Consider the following 23,264-nt stretch of genomic DNA (forward strand, 5'->3'; position numbering starts at 1 on the left):
CCCCTTTGGGGAAAGGGCCGGGGAGAGGGGCGAATTTACGAATTCGCCCTCACCTTCGCTGCCACCAGCAGCGCCGTCAGCAGCATCAGCGTGCCGGAAATCACCAGCGGTGAGGTCAGCCCCAGATGGTCGAGCGCCACGCCGCCCACCGCTGCGCCGCAGGTGTTCGCCAGCTGGATCACTGCCACCTGAATCGACCCGGCTTTTTCCGCCTGATCGGCCAGCGAGCGGGTGATCCACGTCGACCAGCCCACCGGTACCAGCGCAAAAGCAAAGCCCCAGATAATCGCAATCGCCGAAGCGACCCACTTATCGCTGCCCCACAGCAACAGCACCGCGGCGCTTATCGCCAGTACCAGCGGCGCGCCTGCCAGCGCCACCTTGAGGGAGCGTTTCAGGAACTGGGACGACAGCGAGGTACCGACAAAGCTGGCGATACCGAAACTCAGCAGCACCAGCGTCAGGCCATCCACATCAAAGCCCGCCATGGTCATAAACACCGGGCGGATGTAGGTGAAGAAGGCAAACTGCCCGGCGAAGGCCATAAAGATGGCGGTCATGCCCGCCATAACGCCGGGGCGCTTGAGCAGCGCGAACATGTTCTGTTTGTGGTGCGCCGCTTCACCCGGCAGGGACGGCAGCGCCTTCCACACCCAGATAATGCACAGAAGGCCCATCACCGCGGCGGCGTTAAAGACGTTACGCCAGCCGATAATCCCGCCGAGGAAGCTGCCCAGCGGCGCGGCGATCACCAGCGCGATGGAGACCGCGCCGAAAATCACGGACAGCGCTTTAGGCACCGTGCGGGCGGGCACCAGACGCATGGTCAGCGAGGCCGACATCGCCCAGAAGCCGCCGAGCCCTAACCCAAGGCAGGCACGACCGAGCAGCAGCAGGCTAAAGCTATTGGCGAAGGAGACCAGCAGGCAGGATGCCGTCAGCAGCACGCTGAAGAGAATGACCACTTTGCGGCGGTCGATAGCGCCAATCGCCTGGGTAATAAAGAGGCTGGCAAACATCGCCACAAACGCGGTGACGGTGACGGATTGCCCCGCCACGCCTTCGGAAATACCCAGATCCTGCGCCATTGGCGTCAACAGGCTCACCGGCAGAAACTCAACGGTAATCAGACAGGCGACGCAGAACGCCACGGAGAAAACCGCCGACCAGTTGGGCCGGGAAACGTCTTTGGTCTGCGGTCTGGTCGTGGGCTGGATATGTTCTGTCATGGCATCACCTGAAGATAAAAACGTGCGGAAAAGTCGCGCAGTTTATCATCAAAAGTGTGATGAATTTAACGTTTAGACAACTTTTGCGCTTTTTAATTACCTGCAAGGCAAATCGGTGTTGCCTGATACCTTTTGAGCATAACGAAAATGAAAATTCAGTATCCACAATTGAGGTGAAACAATCATAGCGTCTGAAAAGGAGAAACTATGAAAACACGTACTTTATCTCAAAATCTTACCGTCAGTGCCGTCGGCTATGGTGCCATGGGTCTGAGTGAATTTTATGGCCAGACCGATGACAAAGCCTCACTGCAGGTGTTGCATAGCCTCATCGATCTAAACGTGACGTTTATTGATACCGCAAATTTATATGGCCGTGGTCATAATGAAAGACTAATCGGTCATTTTCTTGCCGGGCTGGATAAAAGCACTCGCGAGCAGTTCAAAATAGCCACGAAATGCGGCATCGATCGCTCTGCTGACGAGTCCTATGCCCGCACCATCAACAACACGCCTGACTATATCATCCGCTGCTGTAATGAGTCCCTCAAGCGGCTTGGCGTGGAGCGAATCGACCTCTTTTATCTTCACAGAGTAAGTAACGCAACCCCGATAGAAGAGAGTATGGATTGTCTGCGCGCCCTTGTTAAAGAGGGCAAGATCAACCACATCGGCCTTTGCGAAGTGTCGGCTTCAACGCTGCAGCGTGCCCATGCGGTACATCCGGTCACTGCGCTGCAAACGGAATATTCGCTGTGGACACGCGACATTGAGGAAAGCATTCTGCCAGTCGTGAAAGCGTTAGGTATTGGTCTGGTGCCCTACTCACCTCTTGGCAGAGGCTTCCTGACGGGAAAATACCTGAACAACAGCGCGTTTGCAGAGGGTGATTTCCGTAAAAACAACGAACGTTTTGTTCAGTCCAGCCTCGATCATAATCGACAGCTGCTCGATATCATCCACCCGCTGGCGGAGAAATACGGCTGTAGCGCGGGTCAGATTGCCCTTGCCTGGCTGTTAGCGCAATACGATCGGCTGGTTCCCATCCCGGGCACGAAGCACGCCAGCTATCTGGCCGAAAACGCATGCGCTGCCGACATTGTGATTGAGAAGAGCGACATTGAATCATTGAACAACCTTCATCGGCGGATTGAGATTAAAGGCGATCGTTATTCTGCCGAGGGTATGAAAGGTGTGAACGCCTGATACCTCATCATAAAAACAAAAAACCGGGTTTCCCCGGTTTTTTTATATCCATAAATAAGCCGTGTCGTTAGCGATAAACGCTCAACGCAACCCCTTCCCCACCGCCAACACACAGTGCGGCGACGCCACGCCTGGCGTCATTACGGATCAGGGAATGAACCAGCGTCACCAAAATTCGGCAGCCGGATGCACCTATCGCATGCCCAAGCGCGATTGCCCCGCCGTAAGGATTGATACGATCCGGGGAAATCCCAGTCTGCTGAATCACAGCCAGCGCCTGGGCTGCAAACGCTTCGTTGGATTCAAGATGATCGACATCCTCTGGCTTCCATCCCGAGCGAGAAAGACAGTCGGCAATGGCTTGAATCGGGGCTGCACCCATTAATGCCGGCTGGATGCCGGAATTTGTAAACACGCCCAGCGACGCCAGAACCGGCAAGCCACGCGCTTCGGCAGTATCACGCGTACAAAGCAGCACCGCAGCGGCACCGTCATTCAACGATGAAGCATTTCCCGCCGTCACTGTTCCCTCTTTACGGAAGACAGGCCTCAGTTTCATCAATTTTTCAATACTGGTTGCACGCGGCCCTTCATCCCTCTCCATGCTAATCGTTTCGCCTTTTCGCGTCAGCCACTCAACCGGAACAATTTCTCGCTCAAAAATGCCGCGCGCCTGCGCTTCAAGCGCATTGTGGTGAGAGACAAGGGCATATTCATCCTGCATTTGGCGGCTGATACCAAACTCCGTCGCAACATTCTCTGCAGTAATACCCATATGATAATCATTGAAGGCATCCCAGAGCCCGTCAGAAACCAGGCTATCTTTGAGAATAATATCACCCAGCCGCGTTCCGCTACGCGACGTCATGGCAATATGCGGTGCGTTGGACATACTCTCCTGGCCGCCAGCAATAATAAACTCAGCCTCACCCGTCTGTAGCGCCTGCATGCCAAGATGGACCGCCTTAAGCCCGGAACCACACACTTTATTGACCGTCAGACATTGCGTGTCTATAGGTAATCCAGCATTCAGGGCCGACTGTCGAGCCGGATTCTGGCCGCACCCCGCAGTAAGAACCTGTCCCATAATGACCTGAGAGATATCATTGGCCTGTACGCCAGATTCTTTCAGGAGCGCCTGAATGACCCGGCTTCCCAACTCAACGGCGGAATGCTCCGCAAGCGCGCCCTGAAATGCACCCGTCGCAGTGCGGCGGGCTGCAATAATGACAACCTCGCTCATGCGTCTACCCCTTTCAGCCCTGGCAAGGGGTGACCCGTCGAGGCCATTGCCGCGCGGTAGGCTGTAAGACCATTCATACAGGCGGGAACGCCGGCATACACCGCCATCTGTATTACAATTTCAAGTAGCTCTTCCGGCGTCACGCCGGTATTGAGCGCTCCTCTCATATGCAGTTCCAACTGCGGCATAGCATTACCCAGCGTCACAAGCGATGCGACGGTCAGCATTTCGCGCGTTTTGAGATCCAGTCCCGGACGCCCCACCACATCCCCGAATGCATAGTCGGTAATCAGGGCGGGCAGCCCCGGGTCCAGTTCGCTCAGGCGGCGAGTGACTTTATCCGCGAGCCCCGCTTCGAGACGGTCCATAATCTCTCTGCCATAGCGCGTGCGGTCATTAATTTGACTCATATGATTTCTCCATAGGGGATTGTTTTGCGGTCAACGTTGCAGGAATAACCGCGACAAGCAGAACGGACAGGCCTATGGCCGTACCGGCGACGATATACAGGAGCGGCATTGAAAATGATGAAACCATCCAGGCACCGACTGACGCGCCGATACCAATAGCGGTGTTGAAAAATGAAACGTAGATTGCAGAGGCCGGGAAGGCTTTATCCTCTGCCATACGTAAAACCCATGTCTGGAAGCCAACAAATATTCCTGATACGGCGATGCCCCAGACAATCATGCTGGTGAATATCAGTGCAGCAGAGAGCGAGAAACCTGACAGGCCCAGGAACAGCAGCACTGCACAGATCAGCAGTACAGACAAAGAGACCGTCAGCTTAAGATATTTATCAATCAACACGCCGGTCAGGAAATTACCAGCCAGACCCGCGATGCCGTAAACAAAAAGCACAGCGGGAATAAAGGCAGTGGACAGTAAGCTCTGCGTGTGTAACCAGGGTTCAATGTAAGTAAAGGCGGCAAAGTGGGCAGTAACAGCCAGCAAGGTTGCTGAGTAAATTTTCCATAAGGTTGACGATTTCAGCACACCTTTAAGCGCATCCAGGCCGAGCGCACTTTTGCTGGTAATCTGGGGAACAAGAACGCTAATACCCACAAACGCAATTATGCTCAGCGCGGCCATCAGCCAAAATGCCTGCCGCCAGCCGAAGTGAATACCAATATAGTTAGATACCGGTACGCCAAAAACGCTTGCTGCGGAAACGCCACCAAATACGATTGACGTCGCCGCCCCAATATATCTGGCAGGAACGATGGCAACCGCCGTTGCACCGATCATCGCCCAGAATGCACCGTGAGCAAGCGCACCCAATACGCGGGCGCTAAGCAGCATGCTGTATGTGTTTACCGTCGCGGCCATGATGTTGGAGATGAGAAGCACCACGGTGAGAACGAGTAAAAGGCGCTTCTTGGCCACATTACCTAAAAAGACGGAGGCAAACAGCGCGCTCAACGCCCCCACCCAGGCATAAAGCGATACGGTCATACCCACCGCGGATTCCGAAGACTGTAGCCCCTCTGCGATTGGCGTTAATAATCCGACTGGCGCCAGCTCTGTGGTGACAATAGTAAACGTTGAAATAGCCAGAATGAATAAGGCAAGCCATGACCTTAACGTCATATTTTGCGAGGAGAGTTCAGAAGTCATACTACTTACCTCAATAATAGTTTAAATAATGTGCCAATTTTTTTCTGTTGCATATCTGTTGAGCGCGGAACGCTCTCCCACACAGACGGGATGTCCGACGGCTTCGAGCATTGGAATATCTGAAAGATCGTCACCGTAGGCATAACAATCCGCCGGGTTAATCTCCTTTTCCCGGCAAAACGTCATAAGAGCGTCTTTTTTACCCGTCCCAATCGTTTGAGGCAGGCCGATTTCACCCGTCAACTCACCTGCGTCATTTATTATCACCGGCGCACAGAGTACGTCCGTTACCCCAAGGTATTTCGCAATGGGCGAAAGAATCGGAAGCATAGAACCTGATATAAATACGGTGTACATATTCTGGCTCTGATGCTTTTTAAGCGCTGAAACGGCACTCTCAATAAAAAAACTGTTTTCCATTTTACGCTTGAACCATTTCTCGCCCATTTCTTCCAGATAACGCCAGGAAACATTTTTAAACTGGCGATAATATTCTCTATTCAGGGTTTCCCTTGGCACACCGTTTTTCACGTCAGTACGAAAACGAGACATGTAGCGTTGAAGATGATCGTCTTGATTGTTTTCCCTGCACCAGAAGTCATAAAAATCGAACATGCTTTTAATATTTATAAGCGTCTCATCAACATCAAAAAATGCGGCATGTTTAAGCAATGCTTATTCCTCGTAGTTTTTTCGTCGACTCTTAATCGGGAAGTCTTTATCCGTACCAGGCACGCCTGCATCCGCCCAGCGGGAAGGCGTAATTTCAGAAACCACCACGGAAATTTTATCCAGCGGCGCACCTGTGTTTTTGTGAACGGCAAACGTAATCTCTTCCTGGAGCCTGATGATTTGATTTTCATCTTTCGTCGGCCAGGTCATCACATGAACAAACGGCATATTTTTCTCACTCTATAGTTGTAAATTCATCGAAGGAACGGCCTTTAAGTTTTAAATGGGCATGGATATCGCCTCCAAGACCGTAAAAACCAATTGCACCGCCGTAGCTCTGACGCGAGCTCATATAAAGTACGACTACGTTAATAATTCTGTTTCCTTTCCTCTCCGGGGCCGGAAAAGGATCGGTTAACTCAGCCCAATACTCGGCATTACCTTCGCTATTAGTTATAAATACGTTGGGTATTCCCAGCGGACCTGGCCTGCTAGGATCCTCAGAGGCTAAATCGTTTTCCCTGAGACTCATCACGGTATAAACGCTATCCGGGACAAGGCTCCGGAACGAAAAAGTGAACCTTGCTCGTTTCTTGTCTTCAGACAACGTGACGTCAAAGGTTCCCTCTGCCTCAAGCCAGGCAGCGAGTGTCACAGGCTGGATATCTCGCTTTCCATCGTTGATGCGATAATCCGCGATATAACCGTCATGCAGTGGAAGGCTAGACCTTATTTCATTATTGGCCTGCGGCCGCTGTTCTGGTGCGAAAATCATCCGATAGTTGTTCATCGGAACGGGTAAAGGAAGAGTATGAAGAATGATGTTCTTCAACGCCTCCTTGGGCATTTTTTCTATATCGTACAGAATGTTATAGGGTGCGGTTTCCCCAAATACCGGAAGCTCGCTGTCCGGTGAGACAATGACACTTCGCCACTGCAGACCGTTATCCCCGGGCACCATGCCAACAACGACAAAATTCCCCTTTCCGTCCATGACCTCCGCAGGGGGGTAAAGCGGCCCCTGCGTGGTCGCAGCCAGACGGTATTTCTGGCTACGTAATTCAGGCATGCGTTACCCCTTGAACCACCACTTGCTGCTCAACGATGGTCGCCTGCATGGCAACCTCAGCCAGAGATTTTTCTTTCTCTGTAATCAGGGCCGAAGGGTAGACGGTGAACGAGACATCCATTGTCGCGCAAAGCGTTTGGTGCTGAGTGACGCGTACCTGAGCTTTAAAACGCCCCCGGCGGTCGTTAATATCTTTTTTAAGAAATTCAAAGTGGACCAGCGCCGGTAAAGGGAACAGGAAACTGGCGAAATTGATTGCCATGCTATTAATGACGTAATAGCGCCCACTTTCTTGCTGGTAAATAAATTCTTCGGTGACGCCGATAAAGGCCTGTCGACTGGCTTCAACCAGGAGCATTCCTTGGATATGCTGGCCCGTCTGGTGATCTGCCATCAACTCGCAACGCTCATCAATTAACAGAGGCATCGCATACAGATCGTGGTTATGCTCAGCGCGTTCCGCAGGTCCTATAAGTACGTTCTGTTCCAGCTTTTTATGGCAATGTGCATTTTTTTTGTCGCTAACCAGTTTTTCCAGAGAGCACATTTTAAGTTTATTACCATGAATCGCGTTTCTTGCCTGATTTGAAATTACTTTCCCGGCAAAATCCTTGCGCACGCCCTGCCCAACAATAATTTCGTGTTCTTTATCAATGATATTTGCAGGGATCTGAGTCAATAATTCAAGCTGAGATATAGTCAGTACATCTTTACCGTTGGCAAATTCATTAAATTTATCGCCCACAACAACCAACTTTTTACAGTTCATTCATTGTTCCTCAACAACAGCAAGCACGATAGATACGCGTATAAAGGCCGTCATTGCCGCCAGTGATAAAGTTGTCGCCAGCCTGTTGAATGATTTCCTGGTAACGCGCATTGGTAAATGCTTCTTTATATTCTGCTTTATCACCGTTGAATGAGGAGATGAACATTACGCCCGGAACGCCACTGATCAGAGAATGAAACGCTTCGAAGCTTTCAATTTTATCTTTGTTATCTCTTACCACATTAAAAATAGTTTCATCGCGCCACTGACGGTACTGCTGATAGTTATGCGCAGGCACTTCAACATGGCGAAGTTGGATGTAATTTGATTCTGGCTAGATCTTTTCATTATCGATTGGGGATTCAACAAACTTAAGCAGTTCGCGACGGATATCGGCAGAAAGAACATCAGAGAAACGATGGAACATAGACTCCATTTCACTTTCAACCCATGCAATTTCTTTAATATCATTGAATGCGCGCAGTTCCAGTAACTCATTAACACCATTTTCTTCACAGGAAAAGTAGCGAACGTTTTCATTACTTTTTAAGGAAGTGAATTCTTTTTCAGAAAAAGTATTTTTTAATGGGAAGCGTGATACCAGTACATATTTAGACGACATAATTACTCCGAGTATTGATTGGTGAGGATTCGATTAGAAATTTATCAATACAGGAAACAATTGGAATTGTTAAATTTGTAATATATTTTTTGTATTACTGTTAAAACAGGTTTTGCTTACAGCATTTAGCGTGTAATATCGAAATCGAAAAAAGACGAAGTACCTTTTTGCATTTAGGATCCACGTATGGCCACAGCAGAACATTTAATCAGCAATAACCTGCCGAGTATCAAACAATTACAATGCTTTCTCGCTGTTGCGCATGAACTGAACTTCCGTAAGGCTGCCGAACGTCTGCGCATGACTCAACCGCCTTTGACGCGCCAGATAAAATGTCTTGAAGCGGTTCTGAAACGTCAGTTGTTCAGCCGCAGCACGCATGATGTAAGCCTCACTGAGGCAGGCCGTGCGCTGGTTGTTCAGGCTGAAAAAATTCTTAAAGACATCAGCAATTTAAAAGTTGATCTTCTCTCCTCAGAAACGAGCCTGCGCATCGGACTCACGCGGACCCTTAATTTTGAATATATTGAACCCGTGAATACTCAGCTTCAAAAAATGAACGCGGGAGATGATGTCGAAACGCCGGATCTGACGTCAGCCCAACTGCTGCAAAGCTTGTCTAAAAATATGCTGGATCTGGTGCTGACCGGCGAAAAGGGAACAGGTCATGAAGATATTGTTCAGTACCGCTGGGTCTGCCAGGAACCTTTGCTCATCGCAATGCCCTCTTTACATCCTGCCAGCCTGAAAGAGAAAGTCTCGCTGGAAGATATTAGCGATCTCCCAATTTTTTGGTTTTCGAGAAGCGCTAACCCCTCATTCTATGACAAATGCGAAAGCTACTTTGATACGTTGAAAACGCCGCTGAAGCGCATTAAAGAGCCGGATGATTCCCTCGTTATGCTAAGCCGTATCGCAAGAGGGAAAGGATTTGCCCTGCTACCTCAGTCGAAATGCACCTTTAATCAGGAAGGGCTGTGCTACCGTGAACTCACGGACGCGGAAGCAAAAAGGTTAAACATAGATATCTATGCTGCCACCCGTCTGAATGAGAATAGAGAAGAGATTCTGAACGCTCAGAATGTGTTATGCGGGAAAATGCCTTAATGCAGATAAAACACGCCCTCATCCGGTAAGAAGAGTTGGTTATACCGCAGCTGGAAGGCGTTAAGCTCCTGCGGGTCTGGCTCTATTTCGCGCATGAAGCCGAGTGCGAGGCGGATTTGCGCGTCGGTAATGGGCGCGGCAAGGCGGGCTTTGCGCAGCATACGGTGCCAGGTGTGCAGGTTCTGTTCACTGCCATCAACAATACACACCTGCCAGATTAGCAGCACCTGCGCAGCGTTTTGCAGATGGGCTTCGTCGGGACGCTCAAGGTAGCGGATAAACTCGTTGCCGGACGATTTACCAAACTGATCGATCATCGATTCCACCGGAACCGGGGTGATCCCCAGACGCTCGCTTAACCGTTTGATGGCACGACGGGAATCCGAGGTCAGGACACGAAACCCCACCACAAACACCACGACAAGCGTTGCCAGCATTATCCAGACCATGCGTTCTCCTTAGAATAGCCGCTTATCATAGCGGGAAACTCATGGCCTCGACAGCTGGCAAAACGCGATTAGTGCAGTGAAAAGAGGTGGAAAATCATTCTGAAAGCGGATCGCTGCGCTTCAGCTCTTTCAGCAGCGCCTCGTGGAAGCGCACCGGATCCTGCATCTGCGGCGCGTGGCCCATATCGTTAAACTCGACCAGAGTGGCGTGCGGAATGCGTTTTGCCGTCTCCTTCCCCAGCACCGCGTAGTTACCGAGCGTTTTACGCACCTCCGGCGGGGCGAGATCTTTGCCGATAGCGGTGTTGTCCTTCGTGCCGATCATCAATAATACCGGCATCTTCAGCTCGCTAAATTCGTAGACAACCGGCTGGGTGTAGATCATGTCGTAGAGCAGCGCCGAGTTCCATGCCACGCGCGCTTTGCCCGGCCCGTTGTTCAGCCCGGCAAGCATGGTTACCCAACGCTCGTACTCCGGCTTCCACTCTCCGGCATAGTAGGTGTTTTTCTCGTACTGGCGAATGCCGTCCGCGCTGGTTTTCAGCTCACGCTGATACCACTGGTCGACGGTAATATGCGGCACGCCGCGCGCCTTCCAGTCCTCCAGGCCAATCGGGTTGACCATCACCAGCTGCTCCACCTGCTGCGGCCACATCAGCGCGTAGCGCGTCGCCAGCATGCCGCCGGTAGAGTGCCCGATCACCGTCACGCGTTCGACACCCAGAGATGTGAGCAGCGCATGGGTATTATCAGCCAGCTGCTGGAAGGTGTACTGATACCGCTCGGGCTTGGTGGATTTGCAGAAGCCGATCTGGTCCGGGGCGATCACCCTGTACCCGCTCGCCGTCAGCGCACGGATGGTGCCGTCCCAGGTACCGGCACAGAAGTTTTTACCGTGCATCAGCACCACGGTGCGGCCGTTGGCTTTTTCCGGCTTCACGTCGAGATAGGCCATGTCCAGAGACTGGTTTTGCGAGGTAAAGGTAAAGTGTTTAACCGGCCAGCCGTAGTCAAAACCTTCCAGCTTTTCGCCATAGGTGGGGGTATCCGCCGCCATCGCGGAGGACGCCAGCGCCATCAGCAGCGCAAGGCAGGATAATCGTCGGGTTAACATGCAAGCTCTCCATAACAAAACGGTCAAATGCCGCGCAGCGCGGCAGCAAAAATAAACTGTAGAGCATGCTGGGGAGCGGATCTGTAAAGCGGGGTAAAGGGGGACGTAAAATATACGCATCCCCTTTTATGGAATGTTTTAAAGGATATGCAGTGATGAGCCTGAGTGTTTCAGAACGCCAGGTGCCGAAACGTCTGGCTTTGTAGTAAGTACCACAGCTGGTACAACGCACCCGGTTTTCTAGCTATCATGCGCAACAACGATCGTTCCAGGTATCACGATAAATGATATTCCCCTCCGTGTACTTCCAGGAGATCGCTTCATAACGCAGTTCGAGCGTTTCCAGGTGGGTGCTGCTCATCCCATTAGGGGTCAGGAATGGCGCTACTGTCGTGAACTTCACGTTTTCCATCACGATATTGAAATACTCGGCCTCGATACCGGACTCCAGAATTCGATACATTTTAATGATCCCCTTCTTCATAGTTCGCCCTTCGCACACGGCGCGGTAAAGAATCGGGGTAGTCTGATCAAATTCTTTGACTATCGTGACAGGGCGGTGGACGCGCGTGCCGGTAAGCTTACCCCAGCTTGGGTCAACTGGAATGGTGACCCCGTGGGAGAACGACTTTAACTCGATAGAGCCAAGGCGTTTGGGCATTATGCAATTACCGACAATCGGCGAGCCGTTCTCGTCTTCAAGCCATAGGTGAGCGGGTGTAGACATGTCATTTCCTTATTAACAAACGTTGATGATCCTCAATGCCATATCCAGTAAGCCAACCCCAGTGTTATCAAGTAAAACAGGAGGATGAAACCCTGGCTAACGTCAGGAAAGTAAACGTCGAGGACATAGCCGAAAATGAACGTGAGGATGATTGGCATATAGGTCCAGAAAAAAAACTGAGCCTGGGATTTGAGCCAGCGTCTTAGAAAGCCCATGAGTGTCTGCCCATTAGCTTCAGGATCTTGTCAGCTGCGCTATCAGGGCCCTCTGCCCACCGCTGGGTTAGCACGCCCGCGCGCATAAACGCAGGTTCCACGAGGAAATACATCATCTCCAGTTCTCGCAGGTACAGTGCTTGATAGTATGCGGGATGGATAACCTGCAGGCGGTGAGCGCTGTCGGCTGCCTTTTGCACAATCCCGTATAACCCCAGACTACCAACAACTGCCCCGGTTAATCCTGAAACGACCTTTAACCCTGACGTTGAAAGGGTGACATAAAGACAAACAGTCGTTGCAACGGCTGCAGAGAATGAATAGGAGGTTAGCGTGCTGGTCGATATGTACACATTGGCTCGCATGAGAGCATGCTGTATCGCTGCTAATTCAGCATGGGAATAATTCTTAACCAGTTCCTCAACGTACGCGTTGACCATGTCAAACACGATGCTCCAGCGAGAAACGAGATGGACGATACCCTTTCGAAAACGCACGTCCTCCAGATTTTGTCTTGTGCATACCTCGTAATATTCATCGGTAAAGCAGGAGATGTAGTACAACAGACGTTGGGCACCGACTCCTATATTACTCAGGTGGCCCTTCACCTCTTCACCAACAGCCCGCGCCGCCCGGTCCAGTTTCATTGCCAGTATCTTTTGGCTCTGAAGCTGTCGGATGATCTCTTCAGAATGGTACATGCTTACCCGCCTTCCCTTTAGTGCGCCTATCTCCCCCCAGCGTATGCCCGGTGCGGCGATAAAAGTTCAAGCCAGGTCATGTTTACGCCTGGTCGATCTCTTTTGAGATATTGACCAGGCATTTTTTAACCATATTAAAAAATTAGATGATGAACGTTCCAGAAAACACCGTGCGACCGGCTGCGGGTGGAGTGAAAAAATGAGCCGTAATCTTTTTTCTGAGGGGGAGCGGGAAGAAAAAAAGCCCGGTGGTCAGCCGGGCAAAGAAGTCACCTGCACACTCAGGCTGCTTTCAATTTTTGTTTCTGCGCACGATTCTCACGGCGGATCTTACGTTCTTCCAGCACTGCGACCATCGCCATCAGGACGATACAGCCGATGGCGGCGGCGTCCAGCGCGGCGAAGGTGCCTGCCCAGCCGGTGAGGCCAAAGACCGGCGTGCCGTCGGCGATCATTCCCAGACCGAGCTTGGCGAAGCTATCGCCGATCAGGTAGGCGAAAGTGCCCTTAATCCCATCGGCTGCGCCGATCGCTTTTTTCGGCACAAAACCGACCGCCGCCACGCCAATCAGCAGCTGCGGACCAAACACCAGGAAGCCGAGCGCGAACAGGGAGGCGAGGTACACGTACTGGTTGCTGGCGTGCTGGTATACGCCGAGTGTGGCGATAATCAGCGCCAGCGCAACGCAGGCCACCAGCGCGCGACGCCCATTGGCGAGGTCAGAGAGCCAGCCCCACAGCAGCGTGCCGACCAGCGCACCCACTTCAAAGAGGGTAAAGCCCTGAATCGCCACTTCTTTCGAGAGTTTCAGCTCCTGGAAGGCGTACACGGTTGACCACTGGTCGATACCGATGCGCACCACGTACAGGAAGATGTTCGAGAAGCAGAGCAGCCAGATCACCTTGTTTTTCAGCACGTACTCAACAAAGATCTGCCATTTGGTCATCTCATTTTCTTCGGTCTCTTTATCCTCCTCGCTGATCTCCTCACCGAACAGCTCTTCGGCTTTGCCGAGGCCGTAGGATTCCGGGGAGTCGCTGCCGAAGCGCAGGCCGATAAAGCCGACGATCAGGGCGATAATCGACGGGAAGATAAACATGCCGATGACGTGGCCGTCGAACAGATAGTTGGCACCGAACAGCGCCACGCCTGCCGCGCCCGCTCCGCCGAGGTTGTGGGAGATGTTCCACATGCCGAGGTACGAGCCACGCTTGCGGCGCGGGGTCCATTTGGTGATGGTCGAGTAGCTGCACGACCCGCCGGTGCTCTGGAAGAAGCCGCTCAGGGCGTAGAAAGCGATCATCAGGAACAGGCTGACGGAGCCTGAACCCATGCTGGCGCTGAAGCCAAGCATACAGATGGCGGAGAGGATCAGCATAAACGGCAGGAACTGCTTGGTGTTTTTGCCGTCGGCGTAGTACGACACCAGCGTTTTCCCCACGCCATAGGTGATGGAGAAGCCCAGGCCAATCATCCCCAGCTGCGTCATGCTCAGCCCGTAGGTTGAAATCATGTCGTTCTGCGCGATGTTAAAGTTTTTGCGGATCAGGTACATGGTCAGGTAGCCGATAAAGACCACCAGATAAGACTGCATGAACGGTTTGAACCACATCTTACGCCGCACGTCGAGCGGCAGATCCAGGGTCGGCTTGCGCACCTGGTTGAGGAAGGCCAGCATGGTTTGCTCCTGAGCTGATTTTTATACCTGCGAATGGCAGGCATTGTAAAAATCAGCCGGGCACAACGCCTGAGACAGCGTCCAGGTAAAACCGGGAAAATTTCTTAGTTTTGCGCCACTCGGCGCCAAAAGGTGAGGCTCGTCACGCTTCGCGCGGCGCCTGGGCGTGCAAAAACGGCAGCAGCAGCAGGGCAGAGATCCCCGCCGCGATGGCGATCACCGCGAAGAATCCGCTCCAGTGCCAGGCGTCGATCACGCGAGCCAGCGGCCAGCCGGAGAGCGACGCGCCGAGGTAGGCAAACAGCCCGACGAAGCCCGTCGCCGCGCCTGCCGCCTCTTTGTGCGAGCACTCCGCCGCCGCCATGCCGATCAGCATCTGTGGGCCAAACACGAAGAAGCCAGTGGTGAAGAAGCACGCCGCCTGCATCACGTAGCTGGCAAAAGGCATCAGCCACAGCGACCCGACGGAGAGCAAAATGCCGGCAGCGAAAATCAGGTTCATCGGCCCGCGGTTGCCGTTGAACAGTTTGTCCGATCCCCAGCCCGCCACCAGCGCGCCGATAAATCCGCCCAGTTCAAACATGGTGACCGCCGAGTTGGCCGTCACCAGATCCACGCCGAGCGTCTCGGACATATACAGGTTGCCCCAGTCGTTGATGGCCGCGCGCACCACGTAGACCAGCACGTAGCACAGCGACAAAAGCCAGATATAGGGGTTTTTCAGCACGTATTTGGTGAGGATCTCTTTGCGGGTTAGCCCCGCGCCCTCCTGCTGCTGGGCGATCTCCATCTCGTCGTGTCGCCAGTCGCCAACGGGGGGAAGCCCAACGGTCTGCGGCTTATCGCGCAAACGCCAGCAGAGGAACAATCCGGCGAGAATGGCAAGCCCGCCCGCAATCATCATCCCCGCACGCCAGCCGTAGTGCAGCGCCGCCGCGCCCACCACGATGGGGATCAGCGCCCCGCCGACGTTATGCGCCGTGTTCCATATTGCCCACCAGCCGCCGCGCTCGTTGCGCGAATACCAGGCGGTGAGCAGGCGGGCGCACACCGGCGCGCCCCAGCCCTGGAAAAAGGCGTTCAGCGCCCACAGCAACGCAAACGCCCACAAGGAGGTGGAAAAGCCAAATAAAATGTTCACCACACCGGTTGCCATCAGCCCAACGCCCATAAAATAGCGGGCGTTGGAGCGGTCGCTGACGATGCCGGAGAAGAACTTCGACAGGCCGTAGGTGATATAGAACAGCGTTGCCAGCAGGCCGATATCGGTGCGCGTCATCACGCCGGTGGCGAGGATTTCCGGCGCGGCGGCGTTAAAACTTTTGCGTGTGAAGTAGAACAGGGCGTAACCGAGCCAGATGGTCATCAGAATATGGCGACGCCAGTAGCGATAGCGGGCGTCGATCTCCGCTTTGTCGCCTAGCGGCGCGGCATTGGCAGGCGTTTTAAACATGGTGGCTCCGTAGCGGTAAACTGACGCTGACGCGCGTTCCGTGGGTGCAGGAGATAGCCAGCGTGCCGCCCAGCGCCTTGACGCGCTCGCGCATCCCCGCCAGGCCAAAGCCCTGCTGGCCAGAGCCTGGCGGCAGGCCGCAGCCATCATCCTCAATCACCAGCATCAGGCGATCGTCCTGCTGCCAGCCCTGCAGCGTCACCGCGCTGGCGTTGGCGTGTTTGACAATATTGTTCAGCCCCTCCTGGCAGACGCGGAACAGCGTGACCCGCTGGCCTTCGCTCAGCGTTGGCTCATCAATGCGCCAGTCGAGATGGCTGACAATACCGCGGCTTTCCAGCTCCATCTCGCGCATCAGGGAACGCACCGCCTGCTCAAGCGAGAGATCATCCAGCTGGCGCGGGCGCAGCCTGCCGAGCAGGCGGCGCACCGAATCGTACACCCCCAGCGACAGCTGTTCGATGTGTGCCCCGCCCTGCTTCACGCCGCTATTTTCCGCCGCCAGACGCTGAACGATGCCCGCCTGGGTGCGGATGGCGGTGATGGTCTGGCCGATGTCGTCGTGCAGCTCGCGCGCCACTTCCTGGCGCACGCTCTCTTCGGTCTCCAGCAGGCGTTCGGCCAGGCGGCGGTTGCGCGCCAGCTCGGTTTGCAGGGACTGGTTCAGCTCGCGCAGGCGCTGAATGCCCGCCCCAAGCAACAGCCCGGTCAGGCTCTGGGCCAGCAGTGAGAGGAGCAAATCAACAGGGTGATCGTGCCAGGTCTGGCTGGCGATCAGCGCGATGGCATTCATCAACGTGGCGATCAGCGCCCCCTGCCAGCCATAGTGCCAGGCCAGGGCGATAATCGGCAACGCCAGGCAAAACGGCGTAAAGCGTGAAAGCTCGGCCGGTAAACCCAGCTGCAGCCACAGGCTCACCACAAACAGCAGCAGATACCAGATGAGATGCCGTGCGCGCCAGTTTACCGGCTGGGAGACCAGCGCCGGGCCGAGCGGCTGCCAGACGGTGCTGGTGAGATAATGCCAGATGACGAGGCAGGTCGGCGCGAGCGTCAGCCCGCCGGTGAGGGTGAGGAGCAGCGCGTTCAGCATCTCCTTTTCGCCGATCCACGGCAGGGATTGCAGCAGCGCGGCGGCAATCAGCGCCGCTCCCTGACGCAACAGTGTGCGCCAGTCCCGCTGGTGCCGGTAGCGGGAGATCAGCGCCACCGGGATCAGGGTCAGCACGCTTCCGGTCATCAATAATGGCAGATGCGCCAGCGCCACCTGCTGCGCCAGCCAGACCAGCATCAGCCACTCTGCGCCCAGCAGCACAGGCCAGTAGCCGCGCGGGCATTGCAGCATCAGCCCAAGACGCAGGCCGAACGGGAACAGCAGCACCGCCAGTTCAGGGCGTTCAACCAGATGCAGGCTGATGCTCCACAGGCAAAACCATGCGGCGGAGAAGATAAAAAAACTGGCAACGACGGCGATCAGCCGCGAAAACACAGAGTTCATTGCCAGCTGTCGAACATACGGCGCGCCAGCTCGACGTCGTTACTGACGCCGAGTTTTTCCATCAGGTTAGCGCGATGAACGTGAACGGTTTTGGGCGACAGCCCCAGTTCGGCGGCAATCTCTTTCACCGCCATCCCCTGCGCGAGCTTTTCCGCCACCTGTCGTTCGCGTCGGGTCAGCGGATCCTGGCGGCCTGCCGCCAGCTTGATGGCGATATCCGGCGTCAGATAGCAGCCGCCTGTCGCGACGGTGCGCACGGCGGCGATCAGCTCGTCCGGGCTGCAGCGCTTGGAGAGAAACCCGCGCGCGCCAGCGTTTAACGCCTGTTCCACCAGCGCCGGGCTGTCGTGAACCGACAGCATGATCGTCGCCATGCCTTTTGGCAGCTGGCTCAACAGCTCCAGCCCGGAAAGGTCCGGCATGGAGATATCGCAGATACAGACATGCACGCCGCGCCCCGGCAGACCCGCCAGCGCCTCGCGGCCGGAACCGAACTCGGCCACCACCTGAAAATCAGGTTCGAGGCTTAAAAGCTGGGCAAATCCGGAGCGGACGATAAGGTGGTCGTCGATAAGGGCGATGGTAATCATGTGCGTTCCTGCGGTCTGAAAGCGCCGGATGGCGCTGCGCTTATCCGGCCTACAAAGGGCAAAGTTCGTAGGCCAACAAAGGCGCTTACCTTAAGCGATTTACTCGAAAAACACCGCAATTTTGTTAAACATGGTGGGATCGGACTGGTTGCGCACCACTTTGGCGACGTCTTCCAGCTTGTCGATCTGGGCCATCATCTGCTCCAGACGCTGATCGTCATTGACCAGCAGCCAGATGCGGCTGTGCTCGCTGCCCTGAATCGGCAGGCAGAGAATGCCTTCGACGTTAAACGCGCGGCGGGCGAACAGCCCGCAGACGTGGGTCATGACGCCGGGATGGTTGCGGACGGTGAGTTCCAGGATGACGTTATCGTGTTGTTTCTGCATGGCTTATTCCCCCACCATCTCAGTATTTGCCGCACCCGGCGGCACCATCGGATAGACTTTTTGTTGCGCGTCGATGCGCACGTGGATCAGCGCCGGGCCGGGACGAGAGATCGCCGCCTGCAGCGCCGCGTGGGCATCCTCCTCCGCGTTCAGATCGCAGGTGTGCAGGCCAAACCCGGCGGCAATCTGCATAAAGTTAATCATTCCCGGATAGGTCGCAGCAAATACCCCCTGCTTGTAGAACAGGCTCTGCTGCTGGTGCACCAGTCCCAGCGCCTCGTTGTTCATCAGAATGATTTTTACGTCTAACTGATTTTCGGCTGCGGTCGCCATTTCCTGAATGTTCATCATCAGGCTGCCGTCGCCGGAGAAGCAGATGACTTTACGATCCGGGTTAGCCAGCGCCGCGCCCACGGCGGCGGGCAGGCCAAAGCCCATGGTGCCCAGCCCGCCGGAGGTCAGCCACTGACGCGGACGGTTCAGCGGGTAAGCCTGCGCGGTCCACATCTGGTGCTGGCCCACATCGGTGGTGATAATTGCGCTGTCGTCCACGCAGGCGGCCACGGCGTTGATCAGGCCGTAGTGGCTCAGCGGGTCGCCTTCAGCGGGGATCGCCCCCGGAAACTCTTTTTGCAGATCAGCCACCAGCTGACGCCAGTCGTCACGGCCGGTTGCCTCGGTTTGTGGGATCAGCTGCGCCAGTACCTCGGCGACATCGCCCTGGATCGCGACGTGCGGCTGCTTGATTTTACCCAGCTCGGCGCGGTCGATATCCACGTGAATGATTTTGGCGTTCGGGCAGAACTGTTCGGTTTTGCCAATCGCCCGGTCATCAAAACGCGCGCCCATGACGATCAGCAGATCCGCTTCTTGCAGGATGAAATTGGTGCTGCGCGCGCCGTGCATCCCCAGCATGCCCAGGGAGAGCGGGTGTGCTTTTGGCAGCATACCCAGCGCCATCAGCGTCATGGTGGTGGGCAGGCTGGCTTTCTCGGCGAACTGGCGCACCTCGTCAGAGGCGTTGATCGCCCCGCCGCCCAGATAGAGCACCGGACGTTTCGCGGCGTTAATCATCGCCGCCGCATCGCGTACGCTCTCTGCGCTGAATTCTGGCGCAGGGGCACGGTCGCCCGGCTCCGGCAGCACGTCAATGTCGATCTCTGCGGTCTGGACATCCTTAGGAATGTCTATCCACACCGGGCCGGGACGGCCAGACTGCGCAATACGGAACGCATCGCTAATAACCTGTGGCAGCTCGCTGATATCGCGTACCAGATAGTTATGCTTGGTGATGGGGATAGAGATGCCGTAGGTGTCCACTTCCTGGAACGCATCGGTGCCGATCATCGAGGACGGTACCTGTCCGGTGATGCAAATCAGCGGAATGGAATCGAGACGCGCGTCGGCGATGGCGGTCACCAGGTTAGTTGCGCCCGGCCCGCTACAGGCCATACAGACCGCCGGTTTGCCCTGGGTACGCGCCATGCCCTGCGCGATAAAGCCCGCGCCCTGCTCGTGGCGAGCCAGAACGTGACGGATTTTTGTGCTTTGGCTTAACGCGTCGTACAGCGGCAGCACCGTGCCGCCCGGGATACCCGCTACGATGGTGATGCCCTGTCGTTCCAGTAAATGCACGATTAACTGCGCACCGGTAAAACGCGTTGTGGATGATGTTGTGCCCGAACTTGCCATGCTCCAGTCCTTTTATGAGCCGACTTTCCGGGGGGTGTTTAAACGAAAAACCCCGCCCGGTTTGCGCCGGCGGGGTTTTGGATTCGTGTGTTGATCCAGTCCCTACGGCGCATTGCCGACGACGACCACCACACGCACGACGACCACTGCGGCGGGTTGCGCAGTTTTTAGTAGGGTCGCGGTGAACAGGGATGGAGTCATTAGGAACCTGTGTTTGGAATCATTGATAGAATTTATACAACCACAGGTTGTAGGGCGTGACAATGGAAAAATGTTCAACCGCACAAAAATGCGTCAGGGATCACGTTTCGTTTGTTACGTGGTGAAAACAGACGATCGGCGTTTTTAGTCTTACTCAATAAACAGCGCAGGTGACACGCCAAATCGGGCTGCCAGCTTTTTAATGTGGGTCAGCGTCAGCTGACGTTGGCCGTTAAGCACCCGTGAAACCATTGATTTACTGCCAATTTCATCCTGAAAATCAGACAAGGTAAGCTTGTACTGATCCATCAGGGTTCTTAGGACGGCGATACCCACGGGAACAGATTCCATCTCCTGACGTAATGCGACGATTTCAGGCTGATTGGCTTCATAACGGCGAATTCTTGCGCATACGATATCGAGCAACGGGCTGCCAGGCTCATTCATAAGCAGATACTCAACCAGCTCAAGCGCATCGTTGTAATCCTGCTCATTCGGATGTTCACCCAGTAGAGGAACAGCCGCAACAAGGGCGTGCGTGGCTTTCATTGCATCAGCGACGATCATCATTTCTTCCCCTTAGTGCGATGTTTCTCCGTAAAACGGTCATATTCCTTATGAGTAAAAACATGGCGCACATAAAACTTTTGGCTTTCAAAGAAAATGAGAGCCACTACTCTGAGATTGTTGTTAGCGATATCAAGGACATAATGTTTATCCAGATACTTAAAGTTGTCGAGCGTCGGAAACAGCTTTTTAAGTGCATCAGGCGTGGGACAATTGCTCTTTTCAATGATTCTCCCCAGAAAAAGGAGTTCTTGCTTATGCTGCGGAAAGAGAGTTACCGCATCAAAAATAGCCTTCATTGAGATTAAATGCATTGTGCATGCCTGCCGCTTCCGTTGCCATTATGGCAACAATAGCATGCATTGCCAAAGAGTCAACAGACATTCTTTTTCGCGACATCAGAAAACAAAAAACCCCGCCTAAGCGAGGTTTTTATCAGGGTTTTGCGGTTGGTTTCCGCAGAACACACTGTGTTACGTCAACGGCAAAAGTATACGCGATCGAAGACGAACGCGCAATTTATGGCACGGATTTTGACGTTTTTGAGTATGGACCGCCTTCTGATTTTTGTCCATAAAATACTGTTCATACATACAGTATTTATCTATACTGAGTGTGTTCGCAGTGAGCGAGGGGGCCGCAGTTCTACCGGCGCAACGACGTCCTGGCTGAAACGGGTGGTGCCGTCAGTGCCTTAACCCCCTGAAGTGAGCACACTGTGTTACGTCAATCCAGGTGCTGGCAACAGGCGGCGGAAAGGTACGCCAGCATCGTGCTCCTTTTGACCAAAAGGAGACGCGTATGAGCGTCGTGGATATGGTTGTACTCATCCTCAAACTCATTGTTGCTGTTCTGCAACTGCTTGATGCTGTCCTGAAATACCTTCGGTGATTCAGGTTCAAGTCGCACCTAAGAGGGGCGGGAAACCGCCCCTCTTTAATAACGAGGGAATGCTATGTCGCGTCTGTTAATTGAGCCTGTTACGCCAGAAGAGCCGGGATACATCGCGCTCAAGGCTGAGAGCATCGCCTTACACTTCAACATGCTGCGCAGGCTGGAAGAGAACTGGCAGCGCGGTGAGAATCGTTTTAATGCGCCGGGCGAAAAACTGCTGGGAGCCTTCCTCAACGGCAGGCTGGTGGGCGTGTGCGGGTTAAACCGCGATCCTTTTAGCCAGCAGCCGCGTGCCGGGCGTATTCGTCATCTTTACGTCAGCGAGAAGTGCCGCGGGCTGGGCATCGGCAAACAGCTGTTAACCGTGGTGATGGCCGATGCCAGCATCTGGTTTGATTTTCTCAATACCCATGCGCCGGAAGCGGCTTACGGGTTCTATCATCGGGTTGGGTTCACGCTGGTGGCGGACGAACCGCGGGTCACGCATCGGCTTTTTTGCGCCGTGTAGCTGGCTGGTAGCATCGTGCGGTGAATGTTACAGTTGGATGACAATTCACCGCCTGACGCGCCATGACCATCACCGTATTCTGCATTCTGCTGTTCGCCGCGCTGCTGCATGCCAGCTGGAACGCCATCGTCAAAGCCGGAACGGACAAGCTCTACTCCGCGATCAGCGTGAGCGGCTCAGCAACGCTTATCGCGCTGGTCCTGCTGCCGTTCTCTCCTCAGCCGTCCGCCGCAAGCTGGCCGTTTTTGGTTGTCTCCTGCGCGCTGCAGGTGGTGTACACCGTGCTGGTGGCAAAAACCTATCAGGTGTCTGATATGAGCCAGACCTACCCGCTGATGCGCGGCACCGCGCCGCTGCTGGTGGCGCTGGTCAGCGTGCTGGTGCTCGGCGATAGCCTTTCGTGGCTGGCGTGGAGCGGGATCGGCGTTATCTGCCTGTCAATCCTGGCAATGGCGATGAACGGCAGGATGCAGTCGCGCAAAGGCGTCTGGCTGGCATTGATCAACGCCTGCTTTATCGCCGGGTATACGCTGGTTGACGGCACCGGGGTGCGGCTGTCAGACACCGCGCTCGGCTATACCCTCTGGACGTTCTTCATGAACGGCTTCTGCCTGCTTGGCTGGGCGATGGTGGCGCGCCGTCGGGAGGCGACCCGCTACCTGAGTCTGCACTGGAAAAAGGGTCTGCTCGGCGGTGTCGGTACGATGGGCTCTTACGGTCTGGCACTGTGGGCGATGACGCAGGCCCCGCTGGCGGTGGTGGCCGCGCTGCGTGAAACCTCGATTCTCTTTGGCGCGCTGCTGGCGTTTCTGCTTTTAAAAGAGAAGGTTGCCGGTGTGCGTATTGCCGCAGCGGTGGGGATCGCAGGCGGCGCCATTCTGCTGCGTCTGGCGTAAAGCGCTGGCAACATTAGTTGCCGTTCTTGTTTACAAATCCTGCCTTTTTGCTTCCATCCATTCATCACAGCAATGCTTAATTTGTCATCTGACTGTGGTAGATTCCTCGCGCATTTATGGGAATGCGTAGTCACTTATTCTTCATTTCTCTCTTTTGGC

28 protein-coding genes are annotated in these 23,264 nt (G+C 54.6%); 5 read left to right on the forward strand and 23 right to left on the reverse strand.

All coding sequences use genetic code 11. The annotated features are described in order from the left end of the window. Nucleotides 1–35: 35 nt before the first annotated feature. Nucleotides 36–1,229, reverse strand: a complete 1,194-nt coding sequence (gene nepI / locus ACWKX3_RS14605) for a purine ribonucleoside efflux pump NepI (RefSeq protein WP_454542008.1) — start codon at nucleotides 1,227–1,229, stop codon at nucleotides 36–38. Nucleotides 1,230–1,436: 207 nt separating this feature from the next. On the opposite strand from nepI, the gene ACWKX3_RS14610 reads away from it, so the two are divergent. Further along, on the forward strand, nucleotides 1,437–2,435 hold the full coding sequence (locus ACWKX3_RS14610; protein WP_042321280.1) for an aldo/keto reductase: 999 nt from the start codon (nucleotides 1,437–1,439) through the stop codon (nucleotides 2,433–2,435). A 67-nt stretch (nucleotides 2,436–2,502) separates the two neighbouring features. Here the strand turns inward: ACWKX3_RS14610 and ACWKX3_RS14615 are convergent, their stop codons facing one another. From ACWKX3_RS14615 to ACWKX3_RS14655, 9 genes are read right to left on the reverse strand one after another with little or no spacing between them, the layout of a single operon-like run. Further along, on the reverse strand, nucleotides 2,503–3,678 hold the full coding sequence (locus ACWKX3_RS14615; protein WP_454542009.1) for an acetyl-CoA C-acetyltransferase: 1,176 nt from the start codon (nucleotides 3,676–3,678) through the stop codon (nucleotides 2,503–2,505). Beyond that, entirely contained in the window at nucleotides 3,675–4,088 is a 414-nt protein-coding gene (locus ACWKX3_RS14620) for a carboxymuconolactone decarboxylase family protein (RefSeq protein WP_454542010.1), read from the reverse strand. Before ACWKX3_RS14620 ends, ACWKX3_RS14615 begins: the two co-directional genes overlap by 4 nt. Continuing rightward, nucleotides 4,075–5,295 (reverse strand): MFS transporter, encoded by a 1,221-nt coding sequence (locus ACWKX3_RS14625; protein ID WP_454542011.1) that lies wholly within the window; start codon nucleotides 5,293–5,295, stop codon nucleotides 4,075–4,077. Before ACWKX3_RS14625 ends, ACWKX3_RS14620 begins: the two co-directional genes overlap by 14 nt. 21 nt (nucleotides 5,296–5,316) lie before the next feature. After that, complete coding sequence (locus ACWKX3_RS14630) at nucleotides 5,317–5,967, reverse strand: HAD family hydrolase (protein ID WP_454542012.1); 651 nt, start codon at nucleotides 5,965–5,967, stop codon at nucleotides 5,317–5,319. Nucleotides 5,968–5,970: 3 nt separating this feature from the next. Continuing rightward, nucleotides 5,971–6,195, reverse strand: a complete 225-nt coding sequence (locus tag ACWKX3_RS14635) for a tautomerase family protein (RefSeq protein ID WP_337279025.1) — start codon at nucleotides 6,193–6,195, stop codon at nucleotides 5,971–5,973. 7 nt (nucleotides 6,196–6,202) lie between these two features. Continuing rightward, entirely contained in the window at nucleotides 6,203–7,036 is an 834-nt protein-coding gene (locus ACWKX3_RS14640) for a hypothetical protein (protein WP_454542013.1), read from the reverse strand. Then, complete coding sequence (locus tag ACWKX3_RS14645) at nucleotides 7,029–7,805, reverse strand: AfsA-related hotdog domain-containing protein (protein ID WP_454542014.1); 777 nt, start codon at nucleotides 7,803–7,805, stop codon at nucleotides 7,029–7,031. Before ACWKX3_RS14645 ends, ACWKX3_RS14640 begins: the two co-directional genes overlap by 8 nt. A 10-nt stretch (nucleotides 7,806–7,815) precedes the next feature. Continuing rightward, nucleotides 7,816–8,103 carry a hypothetical protein gene (locus ACWKX3_RS14650; protein ID WP_454542015.1) on the reverse strand — a complete coding sequence of 96 codons (288 nt, stop codon included), beginning with the start codon at nucleotides 8,101–8,103 and terminating at the stop codon, nucleotides 7,816–7,818. A 36-nt stretch (nucleotides 8,104–8,139) separates the two neighbouring features. After that, nucleotides 8,140–8,427 carry a hypothetical protein gene (locus tag ACWKX3_RS14655; protein ID WP_454542016.1) on the reverse strand — a complete coding sequence of 96 codons (288 nt, stop codon included), beginning with the start codon at nucleotides 8,425–8,427 and terminating at the stop codon, nucleotides 8,140–8,142. 186 nt (nucleotides 8,428–8,613) lie between these two features. Here ACWKX3_RS14655 and ACWKX3_RS14660 point away from each other — a divergent pair, with 186 nt between their 5' ends. After that, entirely contained in the window at nucleotides 8,614–9,534 is a 921-nt protein-coding gene (locus ACWKX3_RS14660) for a LysR family transcriptional regulator (protein WP_006177630.1), read from the forward strand. Here the strand turns inward: ACWKX3_RS14660 and ACWKX3_RS14665 are convergent. The 13 genes from ACWKX3_RS14665 to ACWKX3_RS14725 all read right to left on the reverse strand — a co-directional run bounded on the left by ACWKX3_RS14665 (nucleotide 9,531) and on the right by ACWKX3_RS14725 (nucleotide 21,121). After that, on the reverse strand, nucleotides 9,531–9,983 hold the full coding sequence (locus tag ACWKX3_RS14665; protein WP_006177629.1) for a DUF1198 family protein: 453 nt from the start codon (nucleotides 9,981–9,983) through the stop codon (nucleotides 9,531–9,533). The two genes, ACWKX3_RS14660 and ACWKX3_RS14665, sit on opposite strands and share 4 nt — an antisense overlap. Before the next feature lie 94 nt (nucleotides 9,984–10,077). Further along, nucleotides 10,078–11,097, reverse strand: coding sequence for an alpha/beta fold hydrolase (locus ACWKX3_RS14670; RefSeq protein WP_454542017.1), 1,020 nt, complete (start codon nucleotides 11,095–11,097; stop codon nucleotides 10,078–10,080). 247 nt (nucleotides 11,098–11,344) lie between these two features. Next, on the reverse strand, nucleotides 11,345–11,824 hold the full coding sequence (locus ACWKX3_RS14675; protein ID WP_006177627.1) for an Hcp family type VI secretion system effector: 480 nt from the start codon (nucleotides 11,822–11,824) through the stop codon (nucleotides 11,345–11,347). A gap of 202 nt (nucleotides 11,825–12,026) precedes the next feature. Further along, a complete protein-coding gene (locus ACWKX3_RS14680) occupies nucleotides 12,027–12,740 on the reverse strand; it encodes a hypothetical protein (protein WP_454542018.1) in 714 nt (237 codons plus the stop codon). Between the two features lie 281 nt (nucleotides 12,741–13,021). Continuing rightward, complete coding sequence (uhpT, locus tag ACWKX3_RS14685; RefSeq protein ID WP_006177624.1) at nucleotides 13,022–14,419, reverse strand: hexose-6-phosphate:phosphate antiporter; 1,398 nt, start codon at nucleotides 14,417–14,419, stop codon at nucleotides 13,022–13,024. A gap of 142 nt (nucleotides 14,420–14,561) precedes the next feature. Continuing rightward, entirely contained in the window at nucleotides 14,562–15,872 is a 1,311-nt protein-coding gene (gene uhpC / locus ACWKX3_RS14690) for an MFS transporter (RefSeq protein ID WP_006177623.1), read from the reverse strand. Further along, nucleotides 15,865–17,370 (reverse strand): signal transduction histidine-protein kinase/phosphatase UhpB, encoded by a 1,506-nt coding sequence (gene uhpB / locus ACWKX3_RS14695; RefSeq protein WP_006177622.1) that lies wholly within the window; start codon nucleotides 17,368–17,370, stop codon nucleotides 15,865–15,867. Before uhpB ends, uhpC begins: the two co-directional genes overlap by 8 nt. Continuing rightward, complete coding sequence (uhpA, locus tag ACWKX3_RS14700; protein WP_454542019.1) at nucleotides 17,367–17,960, reverse strand: transcriptional regulator UhpA; 594 nt, start codon at nucleotides 17,958–17,960, stop codon at nucleotides 17,367–17,369. Before uhpA ends, uhpB begins: the two co-directional genes overlap by 4 nt. 99 nt (nucleotides 17,961–18,059) lie before the next feature. Beyond that, nucleotides 18,060–18,347: an acetolactate synthase small subunit gene (gene ilvN / locus ACWKX3_RS14705; RefSeq protein ID WP_006177620.1), complete on the reverse strand. Its 288-nt coding sequence runs from the start codon at nucleotides 18,345–18,347 to the stop codon at nucleotides 18,060–18,062. A gap of 3 nt (nucleotides 18,348–18,350) precedes the next feature. Next, nucleotides 18,351–20,039, reverse strand: coding sequence for an acetolactate synthase large subunit (gene ilvB / locus ACWKX3_RS14710; RefSeq protein ID WP_153682207.1), 1,689 nt, complete (start codon nucleotides 20,037–20,039; stop codon nucleotides 18,351–18,353). Nucleotides 20,040–20,141: 102 nt separating this feature from the next. Continuing rightward, nucleotides 20,142–20,240 carry an ilvB operon leader peptide IvbL gene (ivbL, locus tag ACWKX3_RS14715; protein WP_088208941.1) on the reverse strand — a complete coding sequence of 33 codons (99 nt, stop codon included), beginning with the start codon at nucleotides 20,238–20,240 and terminating at the stop codon, nucleotides 20,142–20,144. 150 nt (nucleotides 20,241–20,390) lie between these two features. Continuing rightward, complete coding sequence (locus ACWKX3_RS14720) at nucleotides 20,391–20,810, reverse strand: helix-turn-helix domain-containing protein (protein WP_152996857.1); 420 nt, start codon at nucleotides 20,808–20,810, stop codon at nucleotides 20,391–20,393. Continuing rightward, a complete protein-coding gene (locus tag ACWKX3_RS14725) occupies nucleotides 20,807–21,121 on the reverse strand; it encodes a type II toxin-antitoxin system HigB family toxin (protein ID WP_058609917.1) in 315 nt (104 codons plus the stop codon). Before ACWKX3_RS14725 ends, ACWKX3_RS14720 begins: the two co-directional genes overlap by 4 nt. Before the next feature lie 487 nt (nucleotides 21,122–21,608). On the opposite strand from ACWKX3_RS14725, the gene tisB reads away from it, so the two are divergent. The 3 genes from tisB to ACWKX3_RS14740 all read left to right on the forward strand — a co-directional run bounded on the left by tisB (nucleotide 21,609) and on the right by ACWKX3_RS14740 (nucleotide 23,105). Continuing rightward, nucleotides 21,609–21,698, forward strand: coding sequence for a type I toxin-antitoxin system toxin TisB (gene tisB / locus ACWKX3_RS14730; protein ID WP_071599731.1), 90 nt, complete (start codon nucleotides 21,609–21,611; stop codon nucleotides 21,696–21,698). Nucleotides 21,699–21,762: 64 nt separating this feature from the next. Then, nucleotides 21,763–22,209 (forward strand): GNAT family N-acetyltransferase, encoded by a 447-nt coding sequence (locus ACWKX3_RS14735; protein WP_006177617.1) that lies wholly within the window; start codon nucleotides 21,763–21,765, stop codon nucleotides 22,207–22,209. A gap of 62 nt (nucleotides 22,210–22,271) precedes the next feature. Then, complete coding sequence (locus tag ACWKX3_RS14740; RefSeq protein ID WP_006177616.1) at nucleotides 22,272–23,105, forward strand: EamA family transporter; 834 nt, start codon at nucleotides 22,272–22,274, stop codon at nucleotides 23,103–23,105. The last annotated feature ends 159 nt before the right edge of the window (nucleotides 23,106–23,264 follow it).

The sequence above is a fragment of the Enterobacter sp. UPMP2052 genome (assembly GCF_053709675.1).